Annotated in this window: 28 protein-coding genes; 9 read left to right on the top strand and 19 right to left on the bottom strand. The window is 69.7% G+C overall.

What is annotated here, in order from left to right:
- Window positions 1-5: 5 nt before the first annotated feature.
- From ACFRFC_RS06335 to ACFRFC_RS06315, 5 genes are all read right to left on the bottom strand, one after another.
- The gene (locus tag ACFRFC_RS06335; RefSeq protein WP_382691966.1) at window positions 6-998 is read right to left on the bottom strand and encodes an ABC transporter substrate-binding protein; all 993 of its coding nucleotides are present in this window, start codon (window positions 996-998) and stop codon (window positions 6-8) included.
- A gap of 228 nt (window positions 999-1,226) precedes the next feature.
- Entirely contained in the window at window positions 1,227-1,568 is a 342-nt protein-coding gene (locus ACFRFC_RS06330; RefSeq protein WP_382691967.1) for a NifU family protein, read from the bottom strand.
- Window positions 1,558-2,568, bottom strand: a complete 1,011-nt coding sequence (locus ACFRFC_RS06325) for an amidohydrolase family protein (protein WP_382691968.1) — start codon at window positions 2,566-2,568, stop codon at window positions 1,558-1,560. The genes ACFRFC_RS06330 and ACFRFC_RS06325 overlap by 11 nt, the downstream gene beginning before the upstream one ends.
- A gap of 219 nt (window positions 2,569-2,787) precedes the next feature.
- On the bottom strand, window positions 2,788-3,606 hold the full coding sequence (locus ACFRFC_RS06320; protein ID WP_382691969.1) for a FadR/GntR family transcriptional regulator: 819 nt from the start codon (window positions 3,604-3,606) through the stop codon (window positions 2,788-2,790).
- 114 nt (window positions 3,607-3,720) lie between these two features.
- Window positions 3,721-4,512, bottom strand: coding sequence for a fumarylacetoacetate hydrolase family protein (locus tag ACFRFC_RS06315; RefSeq protein ID WP_382691970.1), 792 nt, complete (start codon window positions 4,510-4,512; stop codon window positions 3,721-3,723).
- A gap of 916 nt (window positions 4,513-5,428) precedes the next feature.
- Between ACFRFC_RS06315 and ACFRFC_RS06310 the strand changes: the two genes are divergently transcribed.
- Window positions 5,429-5,755, top strand: a complete 327-nt coding sequence (locus ACFRFC_RS06310; RefSeq protein ID WP_382691971.1) for a hypothetical protein — start codon at window positions 5,429-5,431, stop codon at window positions 5,753-5,755.
- Between the two features lie 195 nt (window positions 5,756-5,950).
- Window positions 5,951-7,192 (top strand): NAD(P)/FAD-dependent oxidoreductase, encoded by a 1,242-nt coding sequence (locus tag ACFRFC_RS06305; protein WP_382691972.1) that lies wholly within the window; start codon window positions 5,951-5,953, stop codon window positions 7,190-7,192.
- Window positions 7,193-7,255: 63 nt separating this feature from the next.
- Here ACFRFC_RS06305 and ACFRFC_RS06300 read toward each other — a convergent pair whose 3' ends face one another.
- From ACFRFC_RS06300 to ACFRFC_RS06280, 5 genes are all read right to left on the bottom strand, one after another.
- Window positions 7,256-8,839 carry a thiamine pyrophosphate-dependent enzyme gene (locus ACFRFC_RS06300; RefSeq protein WP_382691973.1) on the bottom strand — a complete coding sequence of 528 codons (1,584 nt, stop codon included), beginning with the start codon at window positions 8,837-8,839 and terminating at the stop codon, window positions 7,256-7,258.
- Between the two features lie 79 nt (window positions 8,840-8,918).
- Window positions 8,919-10,373 (bottom strand): benzaldehyde dehydrogenase, encoded by a 1,455-nt coding sequence (locus ACFRFC_RS06295; protein WP_382691974.1) that lies wholly within the window; start codon window positions 10,371-10,373, stop codon window positions 8,919-8,921.
- Between the two features lie 79 nt (window positions 10,374-10,452).
- Window positions 10,453-11,265, bottom strand: a complete 813-nt coding sequence (locus tag ACFRFC_RS06290) for an IclR family transcriptional regulator (protein ID WP_382691975.1) — start codon at window positions 11,263-11,265, stop codon at window positions 10,453-10,455.
- A 29-nt stretch (window positions 11,266-11,294) separates the two neighbouring features.
- Window positions 11,295-12,533: a cytochrome P450 gene (locus ACFRFC_RS06285; protein ID WP_382691976.1), complete on the bottom strand. Its 1,239-nt coding sequence runs from the start codon at window positions 12,531-12,533 to the stop codon at window positions 11,295-11,297.
- A gap of 149 nt (window positions 12,534-12,682) precedes the next feature.
- Window positions 12,683-13,009, bottom strand: a complete 327-nt coding sequence (locus ACFRFC_RS06280; RefSeq protein WP_382691977.1) for a 2Fe-2S iron-sulfur cluster-binding protein — start codon at window positions 13,007-13,009, stop codon at window positions 12,683-12,685.
- A gap of 122 nt (window positions 13,010-13,131) precedes the next feature.
- Between ACFRFC_RS06280 and ACFRFC_RS06275 the strand changes: the two genes are divergently transcribed.
- The gene (locus tag ACFRFC_RS06275; RefSeq protein ID WP_382691978.1) at window positions 13,132-14,079 is read left to right on the top strand and encodes a LysR family transcriptional regulator; all 948 of its coding nucleotides are present in this window, start codon (window positions 13,132-13,134) and stop codon (window positions 14,077-14,079) included.
- An 894-nt stretch (window positions 14,080-14,973) separates the two neighbouring features.
- Window positions 14,974-15,744 (top strand): intradiol ring-cleavage dioxygenase, encoded by a 771-nt coding sequence (locus tag ACFRFC_RS06270; protein WP_382691979.1) that lies wholly within the window; start codon window positions 14,974-14,976, stop codon window positions 15,742-15,744.
- Window positions 15,745-15,762: 18 nt separating this feature from the next.
- On the opposite strand, the gene ACFRFC_RS06265 is transcribed toward ACFRFC_RS06270, so the two are convergent.
- The 4 genes from ACFRFC_RS06265 to ACFRFC_RS06250 all read right to left on the bottom strand — a co-directional run bounded on the left by ACFRFC_RS06265 (window position 15,763) and on the right by ACFRFC_RS06250 (window position 17,950).
- Window positions 15,763-16,356, bottom strand: a complete 594-nt coding sequence (locus ACFRFC_RS06265) for a TetR/AcrR family transcriptional regulator (protein ID WP_382691980.1) — start codon at window positions 16,354-16,356, stop codon at window positions 15,763-15,765.
- Window positions 16,357-16,653: 297 nt separating this feature from the next.
- Window positions 16,654-16,911, bottom strand: a complete 258-nt coding sequence (locus ACFRFC_RS06260; RefSeq protein WP_382691981.1) for a hypothetical protein — start codon at window positions 16,909-16,911, stop codon at window positions 16,654-16,656.
- 272 nt (window positions 16,912-17,183) lie between these two features.
- The gene (locus ACFRFC_RS06255) at window positions 17,184-17,570 is read right to left on the bottom strand and encodes a hypothetical protein (protein WP_382691982.1); all 387 of its coding nucleotides are present in this window, start codon (window positions 17,568-17,570) and stop codon (window positions 17,184-17,186) included.
- Window positions 17,571-17,593: 23 nt separating this feature from the next.
- A complete protein-coding gene (locus ACFRFC_RS06250) occupies window positions 17,594-17,950 on the bottom strand; it encodes an SDR family oxidoreductase (protein WP_382691983.1) in 357 nt (118 codons plus the stop codon).
- Window positions 17,951-18,259: 309 nt separating this feature from the next.
- Between ACFRFC_RS06250 and ACFRFC_RS06245 the strand changes: the two genes are divergently transcribed.
- The 4 genes from ACFRFC_RS06245 to ACFRFC_RS06230 all read left to right on the top strand — a co-directional run bounded on the left by ACFRFC_RS06245 (window position 18,260) and on the right by ACFRFC_RS06230 (window position 20,657).
- Entirely contained in the window at window positions 18,260-18,439 is a 180-nt protein-coding gene (locus tag ACFRFC_RS06245; RefSeq protein WP_382691984.1) for a hypothetical protein, read from the top strand.
- Between the two features lie 466 nt (window positions 18,440-18,905).
- Complete coding sequence (locus tag ACFRFC_RS06240) at window positions 18,906-19,187, top strand: hypothetical protein (RefSeq protein WP_382691985.1); 282 nt, start codon at window positions 18,906-18,908, stop codon at window positions 19,185-19,187.
- A 21-nt stretch (window positions 19,188-19,208) separates the two neighbouring features.
- Window positions 19,209-19,616 (top strand): hypothetical protein, encoded by a 408-nt coding sequence (locus ACFRFC_RS06235; RefSeq protein WP_382691986.1) that lies wholly within the window; start codon window positions 19,209-19,211, stop codon window positions 19,614-19,616.
- Window positions 19,617-19,946: 330 nt separating this feature from the next.
- Entirely contained in the window at window positions 19,947-20,657 is a 711-nt protein-coding gene (locus ACFRFC_RS06230) for an HNH endonuclease family protein (protein ID WP_382691987.1), read from the top strand.
- Between the two features lie 253 nt (window positions 20,658-20,910).
- Here the strand turns inward: ACFRFC_RS06230 and ACFRFC_RS06225 are convergent, their stop codons facing one another.
- The 4 genes from ACFRFC_RS06225 to ACFRFC_RS06210 all read right to left on the bottom strand — a co-directional run bounded on the left by ACFRFC_RS06225 (window position 20,911) and on the right by ACFRFC_RS06210 (window position 23,221).
- Window positions 20,911-21,471, bottom strand: a complete 561-nt coding sequence (locus ACFRFC_RS06225) for a GNAT family N-acetyltransferase (protein ID WP_382691988.1) — start codon at window positions 21,469-21,471, stop codon at window positions 20,911-20,913.
- On the bottom strand, window positions 21,459-22,106 hold the full coding sequence (locus ACFRFC_RS06220; protein WP_382691989.1) for a hypothetical protein: 648 nt from the start codon (window positions 22,104-22,106) through the stop codon (window positions 21,459-21,461). The genes ACFRFC_RS06225 and ACFRFC_RS06220 overlap by 13 nt, the downstream gene beginning before the upstream one ends.
- Window positions 22,107-22,117: 11 nt before the next feature.
- Window positions 22,118-22,513 carry a hypothetical protein gene (locus ACFRFC_RS06215; protein ID WP_382691990.1) on the bottom strand — a complete coding sequence of 132 codons (396 nt, stop codon included), beginning with the start codon at window positions 22,511-22,513 and terminating at the stop codon, window positions 22,118-22,120.
- A gap of 171 nt (window positions 22,514-22,684) precedes the next feature.
- On the bottom strand, window positions 22,685-23,221 hold the full coding sequence (locus ACFRFC_RS06210) for a TetR/AcrR family transcriptional regulator (RefSeq protein ID WP_382691991.1): 537 nt from the start codon (window positions 23,219-23,221) through the stop codon (window positions 22,685-22,687).
- A 167-nt stretch (window positions 23,222-23,388) separates the two neighbouring features.
- On the opposite strand from ACFRFC_RS06210, the gene ACFRFC_RS06205 reads away from it, so the two are divergent.
- Window positions 23,389-24,684, top strand: coding sequence for an MFS transporter (locus ACFRFC_RS06205; protein WP_382691992.1), 1,296 nt, complete (start codon window positions 23,389-23,391; stop codon window positions 24,682-24,684).
- 44 nt (window positions 24,685-24,728) lie between these two features.
- Here ACFRFC_RS06205 and ACFRFC_RS06200 read toward each other — a convergent pair whose 3' ends face one another.
- Complete coding sequence (locus ACFRFC_RS06200) at window positions 24,729-25,322, bottom strand: methyltransferase (RefSeq protein ID WP_382691993.1); 594 nt, start codon at window positions 25,320-25,322, stop codon at window positions 24,729-24,731.
- Between the last annotated feature and the right edge of the window lie 526 nt (window positions 25,323-25,848).

Raw genomic sequence — 25,848 nt, 5'->3', positions numbered from 1 at the left:
CCTCGTCACCCCGTGGCGGTGATGACGTGCTGCGCCAGCTCCGGCACAGGCTTGTCGATCACCCCGTACTTGACCATGAGGTCCTGGAGCCTGGTCAGCTGGTCGAGCGTCAGACCGGAGGCGATGAACGTCGGCAGCGTGATCTTGTCGAGGACAGATGCCGGGACACTTGTGGACTCCGCGCCCACTGTCCGGATCTTCTCCGGGTCATTCTCCAGTGCGCCGTTGGCGGCGGTGATGGAATCGGCGAAGGACTTCACCACTGAGGGGTTGCTGTCCGCATACGACTCCGAAGCCAGGTACACCAACTGTGGCACGCCGCCCATGGTCTGGCTCAGCCCGCCGTACGATGCTCGGACCAGTCCCTTCTCCGTGCCCTCGGTGACGTAGGGCTCGGTGGTGCCGACGGCGTCGACCCGGCCCGCCGTGACGGCGTCGACCATCTGCGCGAACGGGACCTCGACGAACTTGACCTTGCTGGAATCGCCTCCGAGGGCGTCGATACCGGCCTTCATGCTCACTTCGGAGACGCTGTTCAGCGCGTTGATGGCGATCGTCTTGCCGGCCGTTCCCGTCGCCTCCCGCATCGAGGAGTCCTTCGGTACCAGCAGTCCCGTCGGATCGTCCGCGGAATTCTCCGGCACCACGGGCCCCTGGGCGACGATCACGAGCGAGGTGTTGTTGGCAATGGCTACCAGCGCGCTCAGCGGGTCCGATGCCGCGAACTGGATTTGTCCGTTGAGGAGCAGCGGAACGGCCTGAGCTCCGGAATTGAGCACCTGCGGGGTGACCTTGACGTGGTTCCTCGCGAACGTACCGTCCTCGGCCGCGAGATACAGCGAGGCATTCGTGAGAGCCGGGCTGGTGCCCACTTTGAGGCTGGTGACAGCCCCGGAGGCCGTGGCATCCGTGCCGCTTCCACCGGCGGAGGTGCCACATGCCGTAACCGATAGCAGACACAGAAGAGCGGTCGGAAGAATCCGGTTTCTGATGACCATGACGTTCTCCGTTGAACGATTGGTGCGGGGAATACTATGACGGCCCCCGGCCCGGGTGAAGGTATCCGCCGAGCACAACGGTTGAACCCTCTGGAATTGCGGCGCCAGCCGATGTGGGAAACACCAACCGGCACTGCGGGAAATTTCAGACCGGGAAAATGCCGTCAAGAGGGTGGGTCGGCGAGGACGTGGTGCCGTCCTCGCCAGCGGGGAGGTGCCGCCCGCTGCTCAGACCGAAGAGGCCGGCTCGGCCGCCGGCGACGCCTGAGCGGAGCGCAGGGAGTCGGGCGCTCCCCGGCCGGTCGTGCGCGGCGCGACCGGCGCGTTGGCCACCTCGAAGGTTGCGTCCCGGTCGGCGAACCGCTCCTGCATCCGGTCCAGCACCGTGTAGGAGGCGCAGGACAGCCGGAACACACAGCGCGAACAGCCGCCGAGCAGGGTGAGGGTCACCCGGCCGTCCACGACGGACGTCACCTCGATGTCACCCGCGTCCACGTTCAGCAGTGGGCGGATCGTGCTGTCCAGCAGGCGCTGGACATTCAGCCCCAGCGCCAGGTCTTCAGGCCGCATGGTCGTCCGCCTCCCTCTGCGGGGGCTGCGGCGCGACGGCCTTCATGCCGAGGAGGTTCAGCATGTTGCCGCCGAACATCATCCGCCGGTGCTCGTCGGTGATCTCCGGGTAGCCGTACCCCTCCCGCAGGTCCTCGGGCATCTGAAAGGACCAGCACCACTCCAGGAGGGTCTGCGGATCGGGGCCGAGGGGGGCCTCGGAACCCCACAGGATGCGCTCGGGGCCGACATGGAAGAGCGCCTTTCCGAGCCGCTCGGCTGTCAGGCGCGGGGCGACCTTGAGGAGGTTGATCCAGGTCGACATCGACAGGAAGACATTCTCGTGACGGGCCGCGATGGTGATCGTCTCGTCCTCGTAGGGCACGCCGAGGTGGTGGATGATGAACCGCATCTGCGGGAAGTCGAGCGCGGCCTGCCCGACGTCGTGCGCCTGAAGCGCGGTCAGCGGCTCGGGACCCAGCGGGTTGCCCTTGTGTACTTGGGCGATGTCCACACCAAGTTCGAGCATCCGCTCATAGAGCGGGTACGCGACGCGCGGGTCGTCCATTCGCCAGGACCGGCCGCCGGTGTGCGCCGTGTAGAACTTGATCGATCGCGCCCCCAGGTCCTGGATCTGGTGGTCGATGTCGTGCATGGCGGTGTTCATTCCCCGCAGGAGGGGATCGGTGCCGCCGCAGAAGATCACCCGCTCCGGATACAGCTGGACCAGTTCGTACTGGCGCTCCACCGCGTCCAGTCCGTCCTTGTACAGGTCGAACATGGGGACCGTCTGCACCATGGCGTAGTCGATCTCGGACCCGGGCCGGAAGAGGATCTCGCCGACCCTGCGCCCGGTCCAGGCGGAGGCGAACTCCTCGTAGGGGAAGTCGGTTCCCTTCTCCTTCTTCAGCATGCGGTGGAAGAAGTTGTGCGCCACCCGGCCCGCCGGTTCGATGACGTTGCCGTCGCTCAGATTGTGGATGTGCACCACGTTGTCGAAGATGACCGTTCCATGACGCATACGCTGATCCTCCGATGTGTTCCCGGCCAGATTCAAGAAGTGACTTGTTGAATTCATACTCGGGCGCGCCTCGGGTGGTCAACGGTTTGCGCAGAATTCCACCACCAGGCACATAAGGCATGGCCATGACAAATCTTGGCTCGCAGGGTGCCGCCGGTCTGGGGCCGGCGTCCTTCCTCCCACCGTGGGCCGGTGGGAGGAAGGACTGCTGGACTGCCCTCAGCTGGAGAATGCCTCGGAGACCAGCGGTGCGATCCCCGGGTCGGACATGCGGGCGCGGCTCAGCTCCGGGTTCGCGGAGATTCTCTTGCTGACGTGGGCATGCAGCCGGTTGACCGAGGCGATCAGCCATTCGCGGTCCCGCTGCTCCAGGGCGGCGGCCACGTCCTTGCGCAGGACCGAGGTCTCCGCGGCCCAGCGCTTCCAGTAGCGGGGGGACCGGCTGCCGAAGTTGGCGGTCTCCAGTCGGACGATGAGGTTGATGAGGAAGCCGCAGATCGCGTCCAGCAACGGCTGGTGGGCTGTGGCCACCAGGGCGATGAGGAAGGCCGGTACCGTCGCGGTGACGTCCTCCACGGTCTCGCACCGGGCGGTTGCTACAGCCGCCGCGGACACCGTGGCGATGTCCTCGTCCGTCGCCTGCTTGACCGCCAGTTCGGCGACATAGAGGTTGAGCACGCGCAGCAGGCCGATCAGGTCCTGGACGCCGACGTTCTCCATCTGCACCAGCATCGTGAGTGGGTTGTTCAGGATGCCGGCGGGGGTGGCGGCGACATGCGCGCCGCTACCGTGCCGGACCTCGATCACGCCCATGGCACCCAGCGCGCGAAGCGCCTCGCGGATGGTCGGCGTGCTCACACCGTACAAGCTCGCCAGCTCCCGCTCCGTCGGGAGTTTGCTCTTGCGGGGCAGCGCCCCGGAGGCGATCTTTGTCAGGAGTTGCCGGATGACCTGGTCCGATACCCGTGGCCGACCGACCTGGCTCGCTGACGCCGCGAGCGGCTCCAGCCCTGTGCTTGGTGCCTTCCGTGTTCCCAACAGGTCACTTCCTCATCACACGCGTCGCCGGCCGGGGAATCCCCGTATGCCGGAGCCCCAAAAGTCACCAAGAGACTAACCGACATACGATCTGGCTGCGCCGCCCCCCAAGGCTCACCACCCGGCGACGACGGTATTGGTCAGGCGGCCGACCCCCTCCACCTCGGCGGTGATGACGTCTCCCGGCCGCATGAACTCCTGCGGCGTCCGGAAGAAGCCCACGCCTCCTGGTGTGCCTGTGCTGACGATGTCGCCCGGGTGCAGGGTGACGCTGCGGGTGAGCGTCGTCAGCAGCCGGGGAATCCGGTGCGTCATGGCACCGGTGACCGACTTCTGGCGCGCCTCGCCGTTGAGGTAGGTCGCTATGCCCAGGGCGTAGGGGTCCGGGATCTCGTCCTTGGTGACCACGTACGGTCCGACGGGCATGTAGGTGTCGATCGATTTGCACAGCATGACCTGGTACTTCTCGCGTTCCATGACCGCGCGGGCGCTGACGTCGTTGACCACGGTGTAGCCGAAGACGTGTTCCATGGCGTCTTCTTCGGTGAGGTGCTTGGCAGTTCGCCCGATGACCACGGCGAGCTCCACCTCGTAGTCGGTCTTACTGTCCGGGTAGGGGATGACGATGCTCTCCCGGGGCCCGATGACGGCGCCCCACAGGTAGGGCAGGAACACCGGCTCGGAGATCTGGATCGCCTGCCTCGCCTCTGTGGTGTGATCCGCGTAGTTGCCGCCCGTCCCGATGATCTGTGGCCTGTGCACGACCGGGGCCAGCAGCCGCTCCGGGGTGACCGCGGCCTCGATTTCCGGTCGCACCGCCGCCACCTCGGCCGCAGGATCGTCCGCTGCGAACAGTTCGTCGAACGACTGCCACGGCAGGGGAACGACGTCGCCCGTGTCCGTCACCGCCCCTAGCCTGGAGCCTGCATGGCCGGAGTATCGCGCAAGGCGCATCCTGTCCCCGCTTTTCCCAGAAACGATGCCGCGACCAGCGGTTCGCACCACGATCGGGCCTTGCCCCTCACACTAGAAGACACTCAAAAAGTGTCAAGGTCCCTTGGTGAATTTTCCTCCTGGAGACCCGACTGAGCGTGGGGGAGAGGGGCACAGCCTGTCCCGGGCCCAGCACTGACAGGCCCGCCCGGCGGGGCAGGATGCTGTCACCTGCGGTCGTGGACCGGCGGCAAGTCACCGCTTCGGCGGGGACGAAGCCTGTGCCCCGGCATCAGCAGGGTGGTCCCGTGGCCGACGACGCCATGCCCATTCACCTGGTGCAGCACCTGCTGAGAACCTTCGAAACGGGCGGCGAGGATGCCCCTCCCGCTGCTCGCGCAGGCGGGCATCCCGGAGGATGTCGTGCGTCGGCGCCTGGCTCGGTTCACGCTGGACCCTCTCGCCGCAGCGGCCCGGAGGCTGTGGGTCACCGGCGATGAACCTTACGGAGTCGGGCTGCCCGTCCCCTGGGCCCCTTCCGCCTGGTCGGCCGGAGTATCGTGGCCCTCACGACGTGCGCGAACTGCTGATCCGCGTCGATCAGATGTCGCGGGTGGTCACCGGCCTGCCAGGCTCTGATGGCCGCACACGTCGTGACCCGGCTGCAGGGGATCGTGGCGCGGGAGGTCCCGCCGCACGAGGCGATCGTGATGACTGTCGGCCGTCTCCAGGCGGCACGGAGGGCAACAACATCCCCGACACCGCTGAACTCGGCATCAGTGTGCGCCCCGTACTCCGCGGAGCGGGCGCTGGTCTGCTCCGCGATCGAACGTGTCGTCCGCGCCGAGTCGGCCGCCGGCGCAGCGCCGAAGGAACTGGGATCGACTGGGTGAACAGCGTTCCCCGGCTGATCAGCGACCCGGACGCGACCGCACGAACCCTGGCCGCCTTCGCCGGCACCTTCGGTGGACTGCGGCTGATGCCCCTGCCGCCGCTCAACGCCAGCGAGGATGCCGGGCTGTTCGGCACGGCCGCGGTCCCACCGGCCGGCGGCTGGTTCTGGGGCGGACTGGAGACGGAGAGCACGCCCGCGGTCCGGCGCGCGGGGCGGCTGGAACCCTGCGATCACTCCCCCGAGTTCGCCCCGGTCCTCGAACCCGCCCTGAACACCGGCATCCAGGCCCTGACCGTCGCGACTCTCGCCTGGCAGCGCTGAAGAGTTTTCCTCAAGTAGTTCCTCGGGAATGCGTGCTTTACGAATGAAGCCGGGCGGCCGACGCTGGTCGAAAGCATCCGTCGCCACGGCCGGAGCAGTGACCGGCCCGCTTGAGGAGCGTTCATGACGAAGGTCATCCACCACCACGACGGCAGCGCGCCCGGCAGCCGGACCGGGCGGATCTGAGGCCACGCCGTGGAAGAGACCCATGCCCACCCGCACGTGGTGGTGGTCGGCGCCGGTCAGGCAGGGATCCAGGTCGCCGACTCACTGCGCGACCGGGGGTACGAGGGGGCACTGACCGTCATCGGTGACGAGCAGGTACTGCCCTACCAACGGCCGCAGCTGTCGAAGGAGTTCCTCGCCGACGGCCAGAACCCGGTGGCGCTTCCGCTGCGCGCCGAACGCTTCTACGGCACGCACCGGATCGATCTGCGCACCGGAGTCCGGGTGACGGCCCTGGACCGGGCGGCGCACCGGGTGCGCCTCGACAACGGTGAGACGCTGCGCTACTCGGCCCTGGTCCTGGCGACCGGAGCCGAGTCCCGACGCCTCGATGTGCCCGGCATCGACGCGAACGGGGTGCACGAGCTGCGGACCCTGGCGGACGCCGGGAGCCTGCGGCAGGCGTTGGCCTCCGCCCGTACGGTCGTCGTGGTCGGCGCCGGTTTCATCGGACTGGAGGTGGCCGCCGCCGCACGGGGGCGCGGTGTCGCCGTGACCGTGCTGGAGGCCGCCGGCCGGCCCATGGCGCGGGCGTTGTCCCCGTCGATGTCCGGGCACTTGGCCGACGCGCACCGGCGTATGGGGACCGAGCTGCGGCTCGGCGAGGGCCTGGCGGCGATCACCTGCCGGTCCGGATCGGTGGTCGCCGTGAGCGGCACCAGCGGCCGGGAGTACCCGGCCGACGCCGTGCTCCTGGGTGTCGGCGTGCGTCCCCGGGACGAGTTGGCACGCGCCGCTGGGCTGGCTGTCGACAACGGCGTCGTCGTGGACGGCGGGCTGCGCACTGCCGACCGGGCCGTGTACGCGGTCGGCGACTGTGCGAGCTTCCCGGGCGGCGCCGACGGGAGCAGACTTCGGCTGGAATCGGTGCAGAACGCGACCGACCAGGCCCGTCATGTGGCCGACACGATCCTGGGCGGGGGCGCCGCCTACAGCAGGGTGCCGTGGTTCTGGAGCCATCAGGGCCCGCTGCGTTTGCAGATCGCGGGGCTGGTCCGCCACGGCGACAGCACGGTCGTGGCCGGTGACTGCGCCGGGGGACGGTTCTCCGTGTTCTGCTTCCGTGCGGGACGGCTGGCTGCGGTCGAGTCGCTCAACCGGCCGGCCGATCACCTGGCGGCGCGGCGCGTGCTCGCCGTGCGGGACCGGCCGACCATGGAACAGGTCGCCGACCCCTCCTTCAGCCTCAAGGAGCACGCGAAGGCGTTGTGACCCCGGGGCCGGCCGGGTTCACGAAGGATGCCCGCCCTCGCGGCTCGCCTGGTGAACGGGCCGTCATCGGACCACGATGTCGATCAGCTGTGGCCGGGACGCCGAGGCCAGCCCTACGGTGCTGGTGGCCAGGGCCATGGCGAGTTCGGCGTAGTTCTCGACCCTGGTCGCGGCGCAGCCCATGCCGCGGGCGATCTCGTCGATGCGCAGGCCGAACGTGTTTGGCCACGGTGGCTTTCCGCCGGCGCGGTCGGCCAGCTGGTCCATGATCGCGTAGCCGCCGTTGGACAGCACGATGAAGCAGACGCCGACGGAGTAGTGCTGTGCGGACCAGAGGGCCTGTATCTGGTACATCGCGGAGCCGTCTCCGACGACGCTCAGCACGGGCCGGTCCTGGCGGCCCATCCGCAGGCCCACCGCCGCGGGCAGGGCGAAGCCGAGCCCGCCCATCGCGGCGCTGAGAAATCCGAGCGGCTGCCGTGCGGGAAGGTGCCGGGACAGGGCGAGCCGGGTGGAGGGCGACTCCTCGATCACGATCGTGTCCGCCGGGAGCCGTTCGGCGAGCATCGCGAAGACGCCCTCGGCGGTCATCGGCTGTGCCGGGTCCGGTGCCGTCGCCGGGGCTCGCCCGGACGAGGTGGTCGCGGGCGCCCGCTGTTCGAAGCGGCGGCCGAGCGCGGTGCACAGCGGTCCGAGGGGACCGTGCACAGCGGTGGCGGCGGTGCTGGTGGCGAGGTCGTCCAGGTCTTCGCCGACCACGATCACCTCGGTGCCCTCGGCGAACAGTCTGCCCCGGTCGAACGCGTACTGCCGGACCGCGGGCGCGCCGACGAACACTACCAGGTCACGGCCTGCCAGGGCCTCTCTCAGCCGGGTCCGGTCCGACGGTAGGTGCCCGGCGAAGCGGGGCGCGTCCTGGCGGAAGCCGGCCCGTGCGCCGAACGGCTCCTGCCACACCGGGCAGTCCAGCGCGTCGGCCACGCGTTCCAGGCCGGTCCAGCACTCCTGACGGTCCGCGTCGGCGCCCGCGACGATCGCCGGGGCGGTGGCCTCGCGCAGCCGGCCGGCCAGATGGTCGACGGCCCGCTCGTCGACCGACCAGGCGGTGAGAACGTCCTGTGGGGCGGCCAGCTCCAAGTCGTCGTCGTAGGGCTCGTTCCAGTCGTTCATCGGTACGACGACGAGGGCGGGGCCGCGCCGGGCGACGGCGAGGGCTTGGGCCTGGGCGAGCGTGGCGGGAACATCGGCGGCCCTTGCCGGTTCGGCGACGCTCACCGGGTAGTCCCCGCACAGGTCCCGGAGTCGTCCGGAGAGGAAGGGCGCGTTCGCGAGGTGCCGGCGGTCCTGCTGGCCGACGACCACGACCAGGGGTGCCCGGTTGACCCGGGCTGTGGCGAGGGCGCCGACGGCGTTGCCGAGCCCGGCGGTGGTGTGCAGGACGACCAGCGCGGGCCGGTCCCGGGCGAGGGCGTATCCGGTGGCCATGCCGACGACGGAGCCCTCGTGCAGTCCGAGCACGAAGGCGAAGTCGGCGGGCAGGTCGGTCAGGAGGGTGATCTCGGTGGATCCCGGATTGGAGAAGATCCTGGTCAGCCCCGACCGGCGCCACAGGTCGAGGGTCGTGTCACGAACGGTTCGGCTGGTCACGGTTCTCCTGTGTGCTTGCCCGGTGGATGTCGGCGGCGGCCCGGCCGTCATCGACGCATGGGGTGATCGACGCCTGGCCCTAGAAGGGGTACGGCGCGATGTCGCCGCGGATGGTGAGCCACTGGGTCTCGGTGAACGCGTCGGCGTTGGCGGTCGCCCCGCCCACACGGGAGCCGTTGCCCGAGGCGCCGACCCCGCCGAAGGGGATCACCGCCTCGTCGGCGACGGTCTGCTCGTTGATGTGCACGATGCCGCTCGGTACGGCGTCGGCGATGCGCATGGCCTGCGCGATGTCGCCAAGGATGCCGAGGGAGAGCCCGTACTCGCAGTCGCGGGCGAGAGCGATGGCTTCCTCGGCGGACGCGAACGGGATGACAGGTGCGACCGGCCCGAAGACCTCCTGCGCGTAGGCGGGCATGCCGGGCTTGACGCCGGACAGCACGGTCGGCCGGTAGAACAGGCCCTCGTAGGTGCCGCCCGCCGCCAGCCGGGCGCCTTGGACAAGGGTGTCCTGCACCAGTCGGTCGATCCGGCCCAGCTGTCTGTGGTCGATGATCGGTCCCAGGGCTACCTGCTCGGTGGCCGGGTTGCCTACTGGCAGATGTCCGGCCTTCTCGGCGAGCGCCTCGACGTAGGCGTCGTGCAGTGACTCGTGCACCAGATGACGGCCGGTGGTCATGCAGATCTGCCCCTGGTGCATGAAGGAGCCGAATGCCCCGGCGGACGCCGCGGCGGGCACGTCCGCCCCGGGGAGCACGATCAGGGCGTTGTTGCCGCCGAGTTCGAGGTGTGCCCGCTTCAGGTGCTGTCCGGCGAGGGCTCCTACCGCCCGGCCGGCCTCCGTCGAGCCGGTGAACGCGACCACCCGTACCTCGGGCGCCGTCACCGCTGCCTCTCCGGTCCGGGCGTCCCCGGGAACCAGTTGGAGCACGCCGTCGGGCAACCCCGCCGCCTGGAGTATCCGCAGCAGGGCCACCCCGCCGGACACCCCCGTGCGCGGGTCCGGCTTCAGCAGGACCGCGTTGCCGAGGGCCAGCGCGGGAGCGACCGAGCGGATCGCGAGGATCAGGGGGAAGTTGAACGGGGCGATGACCGACACCACGCCCACCGGGGTGCGCCGCGCGACACTCCACCGCGGCTCGGCCGAGGCGAGGACCTCACCCCTCGGGTGGGTCGCAAGGGCGGCAGCCTCGTAGCACAGCTGCGCCGCCGATTCGGTCTCCAGCTGTGCCTTGGCCGGGATCGACCCCGCCTCGCGGACCAGCCAGGAGGCTACGTCATCGGCGTGCTCGCGCCACAGGTCACCGGCACGGCGCAGCACCTCTGCCCGGTCCTGGGGCGGCCGGGCGGCCCAGGCGCTCTGGGCGCGGGCCGCCTCTCGGGCGGCCCGCAGCATGTCGTCCGGGGAGCCGAGCCCGAGCGATCCCAGCACGTCCCCGGTCGCCGGCTCGACGATGTCGCGGCTGTCGGCGCCGTCCACCCAGGTGTTGACGAAGATCTTTCCCTGCCACTGCCGGTCACTCAGCAGGCTCATACGGTACCTCCCAGTCGGTGGGGCGTCCGTGCCCCACCAGGAGATTCGCCGCACGTGCCCTGCGGCACAGCACCACGTCTCACTGAGCGGAAAACTTCTCCGTGGAGCGGCCCGGGGCGTCCAGCGCGCGCGACACCGCTCTCGCCACCGCCCGGACGGCGGGAACGAAGGCGAGGGGGGTGAACGTCCCCAGTGGTGTCACGACGGAGATGCTCGCGACCGCGGTGCCCGTCGGGCCGAACACCGGGGCGGCCACCGAGGCTGTGCTGTCCGATGCTTCCTGGCGGGAGACGGCGTGGCCCGTGGTGCGGATGGCAGCGAGGGTCCGGCGCAGTTCACCGGGGTCCGTGATGGTCCCGCAGGCCAGCCGGTCCAGGCCGGCGGCAACGAGATCGTCGAACACGCCCGGGGGGCCGTACGCGAGGAGTACCTTGCCCGGGCCGGTCGCGTGCAGCGGGAGGCGGCGGCCCACGCATGAGGCGACGGGGACGGCTCCGCGCCCCGAGATCTTCTCGATGTACAGGGTGTCGTGGCCATCCCGGACGGCGAGGTGCACCACGGCATGGGTGGCCTCGTAGAGGTCTTCCAGGAAGGGCAGTGCCGCATCGCGCAGTTGCCGTACCTGCGGGGCGGCCGAGCCGAGCCGCCACAGCTTCAGTCCGAGCCGGTACCGGCCGCGGTCGACACGCTCGACGGCTCCCCACTCGCGCAGGGTGGTGAGCAGCCGGTAGACGGTCGCCGGGGGCAGTCCGGTGCGTGCGGCGATGGTGGTGACGCCGAGTACCGGCTGCCGGCTGTCGAAGCAGTCGAGGATGTCGAGTCCGCGCAGCAGGACGGCTCGTTGGGGGACGTGCGGGGTGCCGGTCCCTCCCGCTGAGGTGGCCGCCGTCATCGCCGCTCCTTCCGTCTACCGCCGATCCGTCATCGCCTGTCCCAGGTCACCGGCAGCGAGGTGAGCCCGCGGAACACCCAGCCGACCCACTCCTCCTGGCGGCGGGGATCCGTCCTGAGTCCGGGCAGCCTCCGGTAGAGCAGCGGCACACCGCTCTCGCCGACGGAGATACGTGCGGCCCAGTGCCCGGCGCAGAGATGGACACCGCTGCCGAAGCCGAGGTGGGGCCGCTTGAGTCGCGCGATGTCGTAGGTGTGGGCCCGGTGGAAGACCGACGGGTCGCGGTTGGCGGAGCCGACCACAACCCCGAGCAGCGCGCCCGCCGGGATCTCGACACCCTCCAGGACGACATCCCTGGTCGTCTGGCGCGGGTACATGCCGATCGGGGAGAGCCAGCGCACGGTCTCGTCGAACACGACGGGCCACAGCCGCGGGTCGGCGAGCACCCGGTCGCGCTGCTCGGGGTGTGCGCTCAGCGCCCACACAAGGTTGGTGATCATGTGCTGGGGCTCGTTCATGCCTCCGGAGATGACGAGCTTGACGTTCGCGCGGATGTCGTCCTCGTCGAGGCCCGCGTTGGCCAGGGCGGAGATCATCGTCATGTCCGGATGGGCCCGGTAGTGCGGGATCAGCCCGTCCAGCAGGCCGTCGACCTCCCGCTGCGCCGTGTCGCAGCGCGCCCAGATCTCCGGATCGTCATGCAGGTTGCCGATGCCGGCGATGAACGCGTGCGACCACCGGTGCATTTCGGCAGGGATCGCGCCGTGCAGGCCCAGCATGTCGAGCAGATTGCGGGCCGCCAGGGGAGCGGCGTAGTCCCGGTTCAGGTCGGCGTCGTCCGGTCCCCGCTCCAGCAGCTCCGTCAGGTACCGCTCCGCGCTGCGCTCAAAACGCGGCAGCCAGGTCTCCCGGATGTTCCGGGGACGCAGGACGGGGTTGACAGCCCCGCGTTCAGCGGCGTGCTCGGGATCGTCCTTGCGGAGCATCGACCGGGCACCCAGAGCCCGGACCAGCGTCGCCCCGCTCCCGGACACCGCGGCGGAGTACGTCGCCTGGTCCGCCTCGATGAGACGGCACGCCTCGAACGACACGGCCAGGTAGCGGTCCAGCGCGGGGACCTTGACGACCGGTCCCATCGCACGGAGCCGGTCGTAGGTGGTGTAAGGGTCGCGGAGCATGGCCCTGGGGTCGACCCACTCGGCGATCGGGGCGGCCGTCGCTGTCGGGGGCGTGGGCGTGACCGCGGTGGGGTCGGAACTGGTCGTCATGGGAACTCCAGTGGTCTCGGCCGGCTCGCCGCCGCGGCCCGGCCGGATGGCAGAAGGGGCTGAGTACCCGGGCTCGGTGGCGACCGGACGTGGGCACGGTGCACCAGCCCGGTTCGGTTGCGGTGGGCCGGCTCTCCCGGTCTTGGTCCTCAGACCTGGTGGGCGGGCACGTCGACTTCGACGCCGTCGAGGGCGCCGCCGACGAGCAGTTGGCAGCCGAGACGGCTGCGGCGGGGATCGCGGGGGGTGGCGGTGCAGTCGAGCATCTCGTCCTCTTCCTCGCTCATGGCGGGCAGCGCGGTGAGATAGGCGTCGCGGACATAGACGTGACAGGTGGCGCACATGGCCTGGCCGCCGCACTCGCCGACGATGCCAGGTACGCCGTGCTGGAGTGCGGCCCGCATCAGGCTGGTCCCGGCTTCGGTCTCCACGACGTCGAGGTCCGTGCCGCCGCGGTGAAAGGTGGCCTTGGCCATGATCACTCCTCAAACGTGGTCGCCGTCGTCCCTTCACAGGCTCCTTCGGCCCTCTTCATTCGTAAAGCACACGTTTCGAATGAACTACTTGAGAAAATCTGATGCACATCTATGCTCTGTGCATGGCAGCCCGAGGCATCCGCATCACCTTGCGCCAGCTCGACTACTTCGTCTCCGTGGCCGAAGAAGGCACGATGGCCGGCGCAGCGGAACGACACCACATTTCCCAGTCCGCCATCTCACTGGCGATCAACGATCTCGAACGCGCCCTGGGCGTACAGCTGTTCATGCGCCGAAAATCCCGCGGCATCGAACTGACCGGCGCCGCCCGCGAGGTACTGCCGGAGATCCGCAGTCTGCTGTCGCACGCCGGTGAGGTGGAGTCGACCGCCCGCAGTCTGGGACAGACCGTGAGCGGGAATCTGACGCTGGGCTGCTACTCGAGCCTCACGCCGTTCCTGATGCCGGAGATCCTCCGGGGGTTTCCCCGGCTCCACCCCGCCGTGACGCTCCACCTCTTCGAAGGGTCCGTCACAGACACGATCAAGAGAATGCGGCAGGGCACCTGCGAGATCGCCCTGATGTACGACCTGGGCCTCGGGCCCGACATCACCCGCACCCGGCTCCGCACCGTACGCCCCTACGTACTGCTGGCGGCGGACCACCACCTCGCACGGCCCGAGCCGATCTCGCTACGCGAACTGCGCGACGAACCGATGATCATGCTCGACATGCCCCCCAGCATGGAGATGTTCCGGGAGGTACTCGCCGCGGGCGGAGTGGAGCCGAATATCCGGTTCGTATCGACCCACTTCGAGTCGGTGCGCTCACTCGTCGCGAGCGGCGCCGGGTACTCGGTGCTGCTGATGCGGCCACCGGACCGGTTCACCTATGCCGGACCGCCACTGGTGTACCGCGAAATCGCCGAGGACGTCCGCTCCGTCGACATCGTGCTGGCATGGCCACGAAGCGCCCGGCCGACACGGCGAGCCACCGCGTTCGCCGATTTCTGCGTCGGGACCCTCGGCAGCCCGAGCCTCCTGACTCGTGATCCCGACAGTGAGCCCTGAGCCACAACCGACCAGCTGGCCGAATCGTCATACCCCCTTCATGGGACACCTGCGAGACACTGCCAAGCCGCCAACCGAAGGGTACGCACAATAGTTCGATGAGTGCCCTGGGTTGTGCGTCTGAGCTGCAAGGCCTCGCCGCACAGGGCACGGTCACGGCCACGGACCGACTTGCGATGATGCGTACCCGCCGCCGACACCGGGCCTGGTCATCGACCCCGCCTGCAAAGCGATCGGCCTGCTCGCACACCCTGCACATCGACAACCTGGAGCAGGTCACCGAGGACTGGAAACACCGCCGGCCCCGCGTCAGCAAGAGCGTTCCTGCCCATGCCACGGGCCCTCCACGACGCGGTTCTCGAACAGGCCCTCGCCCCGCTCACGCGTCTACCGGCACCAGGACGGGGAGCGGCTGGAGACCGCCCGATGTACGCGGCCACGCGCTGTTGCTGGGCGAGCGGCTGTCGACGACGGCGAGAGGGACGATGGCAGGCGAGCGCGCGGAGAAGTCAACCCTGTCGGCGGCCGTGACGTGTTCCGGGTCACCGGTCAAGGGATCCTGGATCTGACAAGCGGTCAGTCACGCGCGCAGGGAGCGGAGTTGACCACTCCGCCCGGCGGCGCGTCTGTCCATCCGCGTCGATACTCATCCCCCTTCTGTCGCTTGACTCGTTGAGGGCTGCCCGATTAGCTTAACTCTCAAGAGAATGAGCTTTCTCTTTAAAGGGTGTGCCGCGCTGCGACCTCGGGTCACGGTTGCCGGAGCCCGAACCGTCAACGATCACACCCACACAGCCGAGGAGTTGAACTGTGACCGAAACCCCAGACCCCCGATCCGGTCCGATACGAACCCGCAGAACTCTGCTCGCCGCACTCGGCAGCGCGGGACTAGGCGTGGCAGCCGCTGCCGCGGTGAGCAGCGGCGGAACTGCAGCCGCCGCGACGGCCCGAACCCGCACCTTCGAGCCATCCTGCATACTGTCACCGGAGGAACTGGAAGGGCCGTACTACCTGGACATCGACAAGGTCAGGCGATCGATTGCGGAAGACCGTGTCGGTATCCCGCTGGAACTCGGTTTCACCGTCGTGGACAGCAAGAGTTGCCGCCCTGTGCCGAACGTGGCCGTGGACATCTGGCACTGCGACGCCGCAGGCCTCTACTCCGGCTACACCGCCAACTCAGGGTCCGAACTGCCCCCACTTGACGAGAACGGTCACGCGACCCCCACCGACGACGAGACCTTCCTGCGCGGCGTACAGATCACCGACCAGCAGGGCTCCGTCCGGTTCCGGTCCATCTATCCCGGCTGGTACTGGGATCGCGCGCTACATGTGCACGTCAAGACCATTGTCGGTGCGTCCGTCGGTCCGGACTCGGTCACCGGCGGCCATGTCGCGCACACCGGGCAGGTCTACTTCCCCGAGTCGATCAACGACAGGGTCGCCGTGGAAGAGCCTTACGTGTCGAACCAGACCCCCCGGCTCCGCAACGACGAGGACTACTTCTACTTGTGGGGCGACAAGGGGCCAGGGTCCACCATGGTCGTCACCCCGCTGAGAGGCAACGCCTCGATCCGGCACGGTTTTCGGGCGTCGATCGTGCTTGGCATCGACCCTGGCGCGACACCCCCTCCGGTGACCCTTCCGCCGGACTATCCCAACTAACGCGGACCGCCGGCGACGTCAGCTTGCCTCCGGGGCGGCGAGCAAGGTGCGGAGTTCGTCGACCAGCGTCTGGGTGGGGGTGGCGTTGGACTTGAGGACCGTCTGGGAGATGAATGTGCCGAGGCCGAGCGAGAGTACGGCCCATGAGGCGTCGGGGTCGACCCGGCCCTCGGGCGTCAGGCGAGCCAACAGAGGTGTCAGCGCATCGTGCAGGTCGGCGATATCGCGCCCCTGCGACTCGTACAAGTGGGGCGTGCGCATCGACTCGGCCCAGACCTGAACGATCAGCGAGGAAGCGTCCTCGACGTCGAGAACGGTGACCATCTCGCGAATGATGAGATCGACGATCTGCGGGACCGTCAGCGCGGGCTCCCTCGACACGGCTTCACGCAAGGCACACTGAACGGGCTGCATGATCGATTCGAGCAGCGCCGTGATGATCTCCTGCCTGCCGGAGAAATACCGGTACACGGCCCCGGAAGACAGGCCGGATTCGGCGAAGATGTCCGGCATGGACGTGGCGTGCAGGCCCTTGCGGGCAAAGCAGATCGCCGCCGCGTCGAGGATCTGCCGCCTGCGGCACTCACGGAATTCCGCACTGACTCTGGGCATACCTAATGATAAGTCGCTGGTTCACCATCCGAGGTGCCCGAGCCGACTCGAAAGGAAGGATCGTTCTCCGCGGCGCCCGGTGAACCACCCGGGCCGAGCGACGCCAGGTGACCCGCCGGGCGCCGCTCGTCTGCGTGCTCAAGATGCTGCGGACGTACCTCACCCGACGTGCGATGATGCTCTGCTGAGCGCCCGGTCTTCCCAAGCAGCGATTTGGGGCTTGTTCGTTCCGGTCTGGACCGGCGGGTCCGCCTGTGTCTGTGGGGCGGGCCCGCTTGCGGTGGATCGGCTACCGGTTCAGCTGGTCTTGACGGGGGTCAGGGTGAAGCCGTCGTTGGGCTTGCCCGCGAGGAGGTCGGCCAGACCGCCGCTGAGCGCGTACGTCGTCGCACTCGGGCCCGCGGTCACATCGCTGGTGACGGGGTCTCCAACGGTGTCGGTGACCGTCACCGCGGCTTCCTTCCAGCCGATGCGGGGCTTCACATGCTGGAGATGAAACAGGCCCTCGGCCCGGCCCACTCCGAAGGCCGCGCCTGGAACGGCTGGCACTGCCACGTCACTCTCGTCTCCGCCCCACGCCTTGCGCACCTTGCCACGACTGGCCAGGGCCCCAAGAGGAACGGCGCCGGCCGGACCCCTACCCCGGCCTCTGTAGTCGTCCGCAAACTACAGCTGCTGCTCACGACCTTGACCGGCGCCCGCCCCACCTGCCACCGCGACGGACCAAGCGTCACACCGATCTGACCAAGCTCTACTGGAGACCGACGTGGGCCAGCCACTGGTGGGTGGTCCGGGGAGTGATCCCGAGCAGCCTCTGAGCAGAGTTCTCAGCCGTGATGGAGAGGCCCGGAAGCGCTCATGGCCTGATAGCCCGCGGCGACAGCCGCCGCAGGCCCTTCGCCGATCAGTGGGGCGACGTAGGCGCGGAAGTCGTCGGGGGTGATCGGCTCGAACACCACGTTCCGTCGAAGGCGGGATCCGAACGCCTCGGCCAAGTCCGATCCGGTGACCGCGGGGTACTGGCCGACGGACACCACGCCGGTGACGTCCGCGCGGCGGAACAGGGCGACCGCGACATCGGCGACGTCCAGATGCGACGCCCAGGAGACGGCAAAGTCGGCCGCGATCGGGTAGGGCAGCGCACCCCGCTCACGCACGGCGTCCATGACATAGGGCATGAGCAGGTTCTCCAGGTACTGCGTGGGAGCGATCAACGTGTGGGCCACCCCGGTGCCTGTCAGGCCGCGGGCCAGCCGCGCCGCCGCGTGGTCGTCGGCAAGGTCGATCGGGACGCCGCTTGTGGAGACACCACGCGGGCCGGGCGAGCGTCACGGATGGCGGCGACGATGTTGCGCGCGTAGGTCCGCCGGTCGTCTTCCGAGGCCAGGGGCAAATGAACGAACACGCCGTCGGCACCGCGGTAGGCCTCAGTCAGGTCCTCGACGGATAAGTACCCGACGGTCGCGACTCGCGCCCCCTCCACGACGGCGTCCGGGTTTCGGGTCAGGGCGGTTACGGACTTGCCCGCAGCGATGAGAGCGGCGACAACGGGGGCACCCTGGGCGCCGGTGGCGCCATGAATCACGTAGGTCATGGACCTCACTAGTACATAGCGCTTGAGGCGTTTTGTTCACAGAGGATGGTGACAGCGACCACGGACGGGGGGTGCGCCTCGGCAGCGGCGACATCTACGCCGCGCTCCGGGCCGTGCCCGAGATCCGCGACGCCCTGGTCATCGGGGTGGAGCGACCGGACGGCGGTTACTGGATGCCGCTCTTCGTGGTCCTCGACGACGGCACCCGTCTCACCGGCGAGCTCACGGCCAGGATCAAGGCGACGATCCGCGAACGCACCTCGCACCTCGCACCGGCATGTTCCGGACGACATCATCGCCGCGCCCGGCGTGCCCTTCACCCACGCCCTCAAGAAGATCGAGGTTCCGGTCAAGAAACTCTTCGTCGGACACGACCCGAACACCACCGTCAACCGTGGCTCCCTGGCCAATCCCGAGGCGATCGACTGGTACGTGGAACAGGCCCGGCGGTTCCGCGCCGACGGCCCTCCCCAGGCCGACGACCGCTGAACGGACCGGCCCACGGACCTCCCGGCGGACTGCTACCCACTCGCGACGGAGGCCATCGAAGGCCCGTACTACCTGGACTACGACCTGTTCCGGCGCAATCTGACCGAGGACCGCGCCGGCATCCCGCTCACCCAAACGCCGAGGTCGCCCGACCCCCCTGGCGGGAGGCGGAAGGCACACCGGACAGGGGTCGTGGTCACTTCCTCCACATCCACAGCGCCACTGTGCGCCGTCCGCCTCCGGGCTACCGCGTCGCGCGAGGCAAGACGGGCATCACCGCACTGGACACCATCGAGCGGATCGCGGACGGACTTCGCATCCTCGTGTGGGACACACTGGCCGGCCGGATGCGGCAGTACGGAATCACCCGGGGGTGTGCTGGGCCGGGATGGAGCTGTAGAGGTCTGTTGCCCGGCGGTGGACGAGGCCGGCACGGTAGGCGTCCGGTGGGGACTCCAGCACTCTCTTGTGCAGGAGGGTCCATGTCCAAGTCCGCTGCCGTCACCGAGAGCGCTCACGGCCGCCGAGACCCTCATGGAGCCCGCTCGCGGCCTGGGCGGCGAACCAACTCGCCCGCGAGCAGCTGCGCGAGGCGGGCCGCCGGCAGCACCGCCTCATCACCACGCTCGCCCGTACCGCCGCCGCCCTGGCCCGTGAGAGCGGGCAGCCGGTCAGCGACACCGTGCTCCACGAGATCGAGCAGACTCTTCACGCCGTGCTCGCCCGCCCGGACATCGCCGCGCTCTAGGCCGAAGGCCGGCTCACCAAGGTGCCGGAGACGACGGTCGATTTCACGGCCGTCGCCCCGCGCGAGATCCCCGACCGCCCCTCCCCCGCCGAGCCGCCCGCGCCCGAGCATCGCGCCACACGCGACGAAGGGCGCCACCGCGAAGCCGAACAGGCCCGCGCTGGGCCGCGGGAGGCCGACGCCGTTCTCCAGCGACGCGAGCGGGAACTCGCCACGGCACAGCATGCCCAGACCACGGCCGAGGGCAAGGCCCGGGAGGCGGCCGATCAGGTCCGCCGCCTGGAGCACGAGCTGCAGGAGGCCCGCCGCGCCCGGTCCAGGACCGAGACGGATACGGCGAGCGCGGCCAAGGCGGTGGAAGCGGCCAAGCGCGCCCTGGGTGATGCGCGCCGTGCCGCCGAGCGCATCGAGCCGCAGCGCGGCCGGTAGGCGACTTTCCGGACGGCAGGGCCCCGAGGGGTTTCACCGGGGGCTCGTGTACGCGCCGGTGCACTACCATCGCACGCCCTCGTGGTCGGCACTGAGAAGGCGGAGATCGCCGAGCGCCCGGCTGAGCCTTCCGCCCCGGCACTCCCGGCCATCCCTGTATGCGGGACGCCGAAACCGCACTCACACTCGTCACCCGCTCCCCCACCTGTCACAACAACGGGTACGGCTGCCACTCCCACAGGTGATCCGACGCATGATCACACCACCCGGCACCCTGGACGGCCGCTACGAAGATCACGACCCATATGTGACCTCCGAAAGGGACCAACCGTGCGATACACCAGGACCGTCGGCGCGGCAGCCTCCGCGCTGGCCGCGCTCGCCGCCCTGCTCGCCCCCGCCACTGCCGCCCAGGCCGGCACCGCCTCCGCGCCGGCCGTCCGAACCCACCAGGCCACCCCCGGCAACACGGTCACCCTGCCCGTCCGCGACGCCCTCGCCGCGCTCCCCGTACAGGCAGAGGACCGCACCGGATACCAGCGCAGCAAGTTCCGGCACTGGACCGACGCCGACCGCGACGGATGCACCACAAGGGCCGAGGTTCTCCTGGAGGAAGCGGTCACCGCTCCCGAGCAGGGCGCCAACTGCACTCTGAGCGGCGGCTCGTGGTATTCGCCCTACGATGACACCGTCTTCGATCAGGCGCGAGCCCTCGACATCGACCACCTGGTCCCCCTCGCCGAATCATGGGACTCCGGCGCCTCCGTCTGGAGCGCGGCGGAACGGCAGGCGTACGCCAACGACCTCGGCGACGACCGCGCCCTGATCGCGGTGTCCGCCGCCTCAAACCGGTCCAAGGCCGACCAGGACCCCGCCACCTGGCAGCCCCCCGCCACCAGCTACCGCTGCACCTACATCACCCACTGGGTGGTGATCAAAACCCGTTGGCAGCTCGCGATCGACACCGCCGAACGGGCTGCCCTCACCGACATCCTGAGCGCCTGCCCGAACGCGCCGGTCGACGTCACCCTGGCCCGCTGAGCACAGGCCCGGCCCGTAGCCACGGGGGGACGGACGACGGGCCGGGCCTCCACCATGCCCCACCCGGGGACGAGGTGCCATGGTCGACCCGCGCGGACGGACGATCCGTGACCGCCGGTCCGGTGGAGCATGGCCACAATTCCGGCATACGCCAGCCAGGTCTGGGCGAGGTGCCACTCGGTCTCCTCGCGCGCAGCCAGGTCGAGGGCAGTGTCCCGGGGAGACACTGCTGGTGGTGGCCGAGGCCGAGGGTCTACGTGGTGCGGCAGGCTAGGTCCAGGACCATCGCGCGGTAGTAGGGGGCTTCTGCCCAGGGGTGGGAGGTGCCGACAGGGTGGTAGCCCCACGCGTGGTATGCGGCCTGAGCGGCGGCGGCTTCCGGCTCCGGCCGGACGGTGAGGGTGACGCGCTCGACGGCCAAGCCGTCCAGGAGCGCCGTGTGGAGGGAGGCGGCGATCCCGCGTCGGCTCCACGGCTTGCGGACGGCGAGTTCCAGGATCACCCAGGTGCGGGTGCCGTCCTCGCGGACGAAGTCGCCGGCCAGTTCCTGGTCCATGTTGGCCCACCACCCGGTATCGGCGGGCAGCAGGTAGCCGTACGAGAAGCCGACCACTTCCCGGCCGTCGCGGGCGATGCCCAGGCGCATCCCGTCCCGCTGGACGTGGAGGAGGTAGCGGTCGATGAACTGGGCGACGTCGCTGGGGCCCTCGCTGTAGGGGGGTTCGGCGTAGACCTCCTCGTAGGCCGGGAGGAAGGCGTCGAGGGCGGGGGCGGCCTCCTCGCCGTCGTACCGCTCGTACGTCAGCTCTGCCATTGCGCGGCTCCCCTCGTGTGTGCGTGCTCGTCCAGCGTCGCGACGGTCTGGCGGGCTGAGTCGGCGTCGATCCCGCGCAGCGCCCCGGTGATCTCCCGCAGTTTGCGGGCGACGCGCCCGGATTCGACCTCTTCCAGGTGCTCCAGACTCTTTACGGCATGCTCGGCGGCCTCGTCCACCTCCCCGGCGTCCACGAGGGCTTTTGCCAGGGTGAGCCGGTACAGGGCGCGGTTGCGGCCGTAGCTGGTCTCCTGGTGGATGAGTGCGGCGCGCAGGAACTGGGCCGCCCGGCCGTGGGAGCCCAGCTCCGCGTACATGAGGGCCTGGAAGTACTCCAGCTCTGCCGGTCCGTGGAAGGCGGCCCAGTCGGGGGAGGGCCGGCCGTGGGCCTTGCAGTCGATCAGCCGTATCGCATCGGCGAGCCGCTTTCCGGCCGGCGTGCCGTCTCCGAGGAGGGTCAGGGCGCGGGCTTCGCGGGCTGCGATGAGGGACTGCAGGACGGGGGAGCCGATACGGGCGGCGCGTTCCTGGGCGGCCCGTGCGAGATCGAGGCCGTCCCGGGGACGGCCCTGGTGGCATGCCTGGAGGGACATGGATGAGAAGGCCAGGATCTCCAGGTTCGTGTCGCGGAGCATGGTGGCCGTGGTCAACAGCCGGGCCTTGTCCTGCTCGTCGGCGTCGTAGCAGGGCCACCCGCAGTGCTCGGCGGCCTCACCAACCGGTCGGTGTGACCGGTGAGGATGGTGCGGAAAGTGGGGTTGACGAGGATTCCGGTGGCCCAGCGGGGTGTCCAGGGACGGGTGCGGGCCAGTCGGGCGGCGACGTGGGGTTGCTGGTAGCGGGCGGCGTCGATGGCGAGGACATCGCGGCGTGCGGTTGGGGAGTGCGCGGAGTAGGCGGCGGAGGCGCGGTAGATGCCCGCGGTGGTGCGGTGGGCGGGGCCGGTGAGGGTGTTCGGGGAGCGCAGGAGGGTGCCGGGGCGGGCAATCCGGAAAACCTGGTGTCCGGGAAGTCGCCATCGTGCGTTCTCGGCGAGGCTCATCGGCGCCGGCGGCGGAGAACCTGGCTGCGGCGAGGTGCCCATGCCCCGGGTTTGGTCGGCCGAGCAAGACGGGGCGGTCTTGGATGGGGAGGGCAGGGGCGCCGACGGGCGGGCTGATGCCTGTTCAGGGGGGCGGCGTCGTGCGCGGGTCGCAGTGTCTCCTCACCGCGATTACGCCCTCGCCTCCACCGCCGCGTCCAGCCAGTGGCAGAGTTCGTCCAGTGCGCCCCGTGCTCGGTCGGCGTCGCCGGTGGTGAGGTAGTCCGCCTGCAGTCCGGCGAATGTGGCGTTCAGCATCGTCGCCGTGATCAGCGCCGTCCGCTCGGGTACGCCGCGCAGTGTCAGGCACGAGGCCACGAACTTTGCCCTCCCCCGTACGAAGTCCGGTACCGCCGCGGGCAGCCGGTCTGCCGCAGCCAGTCCTTCGATCTCGCGGATCAGCCGCGTCATGGAGAGTTCCGCCTCGCCCAGGTTGCGCTCCCAGGCCGACCGTACGACGGCGCTGACCGGTACGGAGGGGTCCTCCCAGCCTTCTGTCGTCCGTAGTGCGTCGTGCTGCTGTTCGTCCAGGCGCCGCATGACGGCGAGGAGCAGTTCCCGTTTGTCCGCGAAGTGGTGTGTCAGGACGCGGGTGCTCTGGCCCAGCGCCGCGGCGATGCCGCGCAGGGTGAACTGGCCGATGCCGGTGAGGGCGAGATGCGCGATCACGGCGTCGAGCACCTCGCGGCGGCGGTCCGGGTTGACGGGTCTGGGCAGGGCGTCGGCCCTCCTTGTCTCGGCGGACTCCGGGGTGCCCCGGGGGCCCTTCGGTGTGCTGCCAGCATTTCACATCCGGTCTCACACTCCGTAAGGGAAACGCATGTTACCTTTATTGAGTGAGTGTGCCCTTCCGCCAAACGCCCCTCTGGCTCTACGCGTTGACGATCGCCGCCTTCGCGGTGCAGACCGACGACTTCATCATCATCGGCGTCCTCCCCGACCTCGCCCGTGACCTGCACGTCAGCGAGGGAGCGGCAGGGCAGCTGGTGACCGTGTACTCCCTCGTCTACGCACTGGCCGCCCCGGCATGGGCACTGCTGCTCGTGCGGACCGACCGCAAGCGGGCGCTGTGCGGAGCGCTCGTCGTGTTCGCGGCCACCAACCTTGTCGTCCCGCTCGTCACGTCCTTTCCCGCCCTGATGGCCCTGCGCCTCTGTGCGGCGCTCGCCGCAGCCATCGTACTGCCCGCCGCCCTCTCCGCAGCCACGGCTGCGGCCCCGCCCGACCGGCGTGGCCGCTATCTCGCCACGGTCATGACCGGACTGACCGGCGCGGTGCTGATCGGCGTCCCCGCCGGTACGTACATCGGCGACGCCGCCGGCTGGCAGGCGACCTTCGTGTTCGCCGGGGCGCTGGGCGCGGCGGCGCTGCTGCTGGTCCTGGTGACCGCGCCCAGTACCCCCGCCGCGGCGGAACCGGCGGCAGGCGTCAGGGAGCTGCTGCGCCCCGTCCTGAACCGTGCCGTCCTCGTCGTCCTCCTCGTCACCGTGGTGACCGTCGCGGGCAACCTCGCCTTCCAGACGTACCTCGCGCCCTTCCTGACCGACCTCGCCTCCGTGACCCGCAGGCAGCTGGCGCTCCTGCTGGTGATCTCCGGTGCGGGCGGCCTCCTCGGGACGCGCCTGGCGGGACGCTTCGTCGACCGGTACGGATCGCTGCGCGCCCTCGTCGCGGCAGGCGGACTCTTCTGCGCCGGGATGGCCGCGTTCTGCCTGCTGTGGGTGGCCCGTCCGGTCTCGCTCGTTCCCGTTGCCGCCTTGCTGATGCTGTGGTCGGCGGCAGCCTGGGCGGTGCCCCCCGCCATCCAGGCCCTGATGGTCGACCGGGTGGGCCCCGAGGGCGCCACCCAGGCGATGGCCCTGCACAGCAGCTCCGCTTATGTGGGAGCGGCTGTCGGCGGAGGTCTGGGTGGCGCCCTGGTGGTCATCGACGCCGGTCTCCTCCCGGCGGTGGCCGCCCTCCTGGTGGGACTCGCGCTCGGGGCCGTGTGGTGGACCGTGCGGTCCGTCCCGGTGAACGTCCCGGACGGGTCTGCCGGGCCCGTGGACGCGGTGTCGGGGGGCGGCGCAGCGGGCGAGCGCGGCCGCGCGGACGGAGCGGAGCCACCGGCGGTGAAAGGCGGAGAACGATGACGCGGCAGGGAGCGGCGGGGAGTCGCGACGGCGGGGCGCCGCCGTTATCCGCCGCCCTCTGCGCTCCTGCCGAACTCCAGGAGGCACAACCCCTCGTGGGGCGCGGCCACGGGAGGGCGGCGCAGCCCGAGTTCCGCCGCTTTGCCCAGCATCCGGAACTCGTCCTCGGTTCGCTCCTTGCCGCCCAGCAGGAGGAGCATCGCCACGTCTCTTTGACTGACGGGAAGTTGACCCTGTACGGAGGATTCGTCCACCACGCGGTCGACCACGAGGACGGCTCCGCCGTCGGCGACGGCCTCGGCGCACCGGCGCAGCAGCCGGACGCAGTCGTCGTCGTCCCAGTCATGCAGGACGTGGGCCAGAATCAGAACGTCGTGGCCGCCGGTCAGCGGGTCGAAGAAGCTACCAGGGCTCATGGTCACACGGCCCGCCAGCACGGCGTCACCACTCAGCCCGGCTTCAGCCCGGCTCACGGTCCCCGGCAGGTCGATCAAGGTTCCCCGCAGGTGGGGGTGGCCGGCCAGGACGTCGCGCAAGGTGCTGCCCGTGCCCCCACCGACGTCCGCGACGCGCGCCACGGTAGTCCAGTCCCATGCCGTGGCCAGCCACGGCCCCATGGCGCCGGCGTGCTCCGACATGGCCGCGTCGTCCGGCATCGAGCTGCACAACCCGTTCCTGGACGCCTGCGTCGTCGACGCTGTGCTGCGCGCCGTCCGTCCAGCTCAAGGACGGCGGCACAGAAGAAGCCTGCCAACGAACAATCGCCTGGTGCGGTCTGGTCGTCCGGCACGCAAAGGTCAGAGGCTGATGACACGCAGGACGGTCACCGTGACTGACCCCGTAGCGGATGATCGCGATGTGGCCGATGGTGGCATCACGCCGGTCGCGATCACCTCGAACCGCCGTGGAGCCGCAGCCGCACGGATTGCGGGCGATGGATGTGATGTCGGCGATGCGGGTGTTGAAGTCTTTGCGGGCCGGGCCGGAGAGGGCGTCGAGCCCGGATCTGGCCTCGTTGGCGATGCGATAGTTCATTCGCCGCCCCGGTAGGCGTCGTAGTCGAGGTCCTCGGCGAAAGGAAGGCCGGTGGTGTCCCCGGATCGGACGCGGCCGGGGCGGCTTCGTTGTGGAGTTCGACGCCGAGGGTCGAACAGCGTAGCCGAT

The sequence above is a fragment of the Streptomyces sp. NPDC056734 genome (assembly GCF_042790455.1).
Taxonomy (GTDB): Bacteria; Actinomycetota; Actinomycetes; order Streptomycetales; family Streptomycetaceae; genus Streptomyces.
This window is presented reverse-complemented; position numbering and strand designations above follow the sequence as displayed.

Coding starts and splice junctions, on each gene's coding strand:
- ACFRFC_RS06335 (WP_382691966.1), bottom strand. CDS start 998: ATGGTCATCAGAAACCGGATTCTTCCGACCGCTCTTCTGTGTCTGCTA.
- ACFRFC_RS06330 (WP_382691967.1), bottom strand. CDS start 1,568: ATGCGGCCTGAAGACCTGGCGCTGGGGCTGAATGTCCAGCGCCTGCTG.
- ACFRFC_RS06325 (WP_382691968.1), bottom strand. CDS start 2,568: ATGCGTCATGGAACGGTCATCTTCGACAACGTGGTGCACATCCACAAT.
- ACFRFC_RS06295 (WP_382691974.1), bottom strand. CDS start 10,373: ATGAGCCTGCTGAGTGACCGGCAGTGGCAGGGAAAGATCTTCGTCAAC.
- ACFRFC_RS06290 (WP_382691975.1), bottom strand. CDS start 11,265: ATGACGGCGGCCACCTCAGCGGGAGGGACCGGCACCCCGCACGTCCCC.
- ACFRFC_RS06285 (WP_382691976.1), bottom strand. CDS start 12,533: ATGACGACCAGTTCCGACCCCACCGCGGTCACGCCCACGCCCCCGACA.
- ACFRFC_RS06280 (WP_382691977.1), bottom strand. CDS start 13,009: ATGGCCAAGGCCACCTTTCACCGCGGCGGCACGGACCTCGACGTCGTG.
- ACFRFC_RS06275 (WP_382691978.1), top strand. CDS start 13,132: ATGGCAGCCCGAGGCATCCGCATCACCTTGCGCCAGCTCGACTACTTC.
- ACFRFC_RS06265 (WP_382691980.1), bottom strand. CDS start 16,356: ATGCCCAGAGTCAGTGCGGAATTCCGTGAGTGCCGCAGGCGGCAGATC.
- ACFRFC_RS06250 (WP_382691983.1), bottom strand. CDS start 17,950: ATGACCTACGTGATTCATGGCGCCACCGGCGCCCAGGGTGCCCCCGTT.
- ACFRFC_RS06225 (WP_382691988.1), bottom strand. CDS start 21,471: ATGGCAGAGCTGACGTACGAGCGGTACGACGGCGAGGAGGCCGCCCCC.
- ACFRFC_RS06220 (WP_382691989.1), bottom strand. CDS start 22,106: ATGCTCCGCGACACGAACCTGGAGATCCTGGCCTTCTCATCCATGTCC.
- ACFRFC_RS06215 (WP_382691990.1), bottom strand. CDS start 22,513: ATGAGCCTCGCCGAGAACGCACGATGGCGACTTCCCGGACACCAGGTT.
- ACFRFC_RS06200 (WP_382691993.1), bottom strand. CDS start 25,322: ATGTCGGAGCACGCCGGCGCCATGGGGCCGTGGCTGGCCACGGCATGG.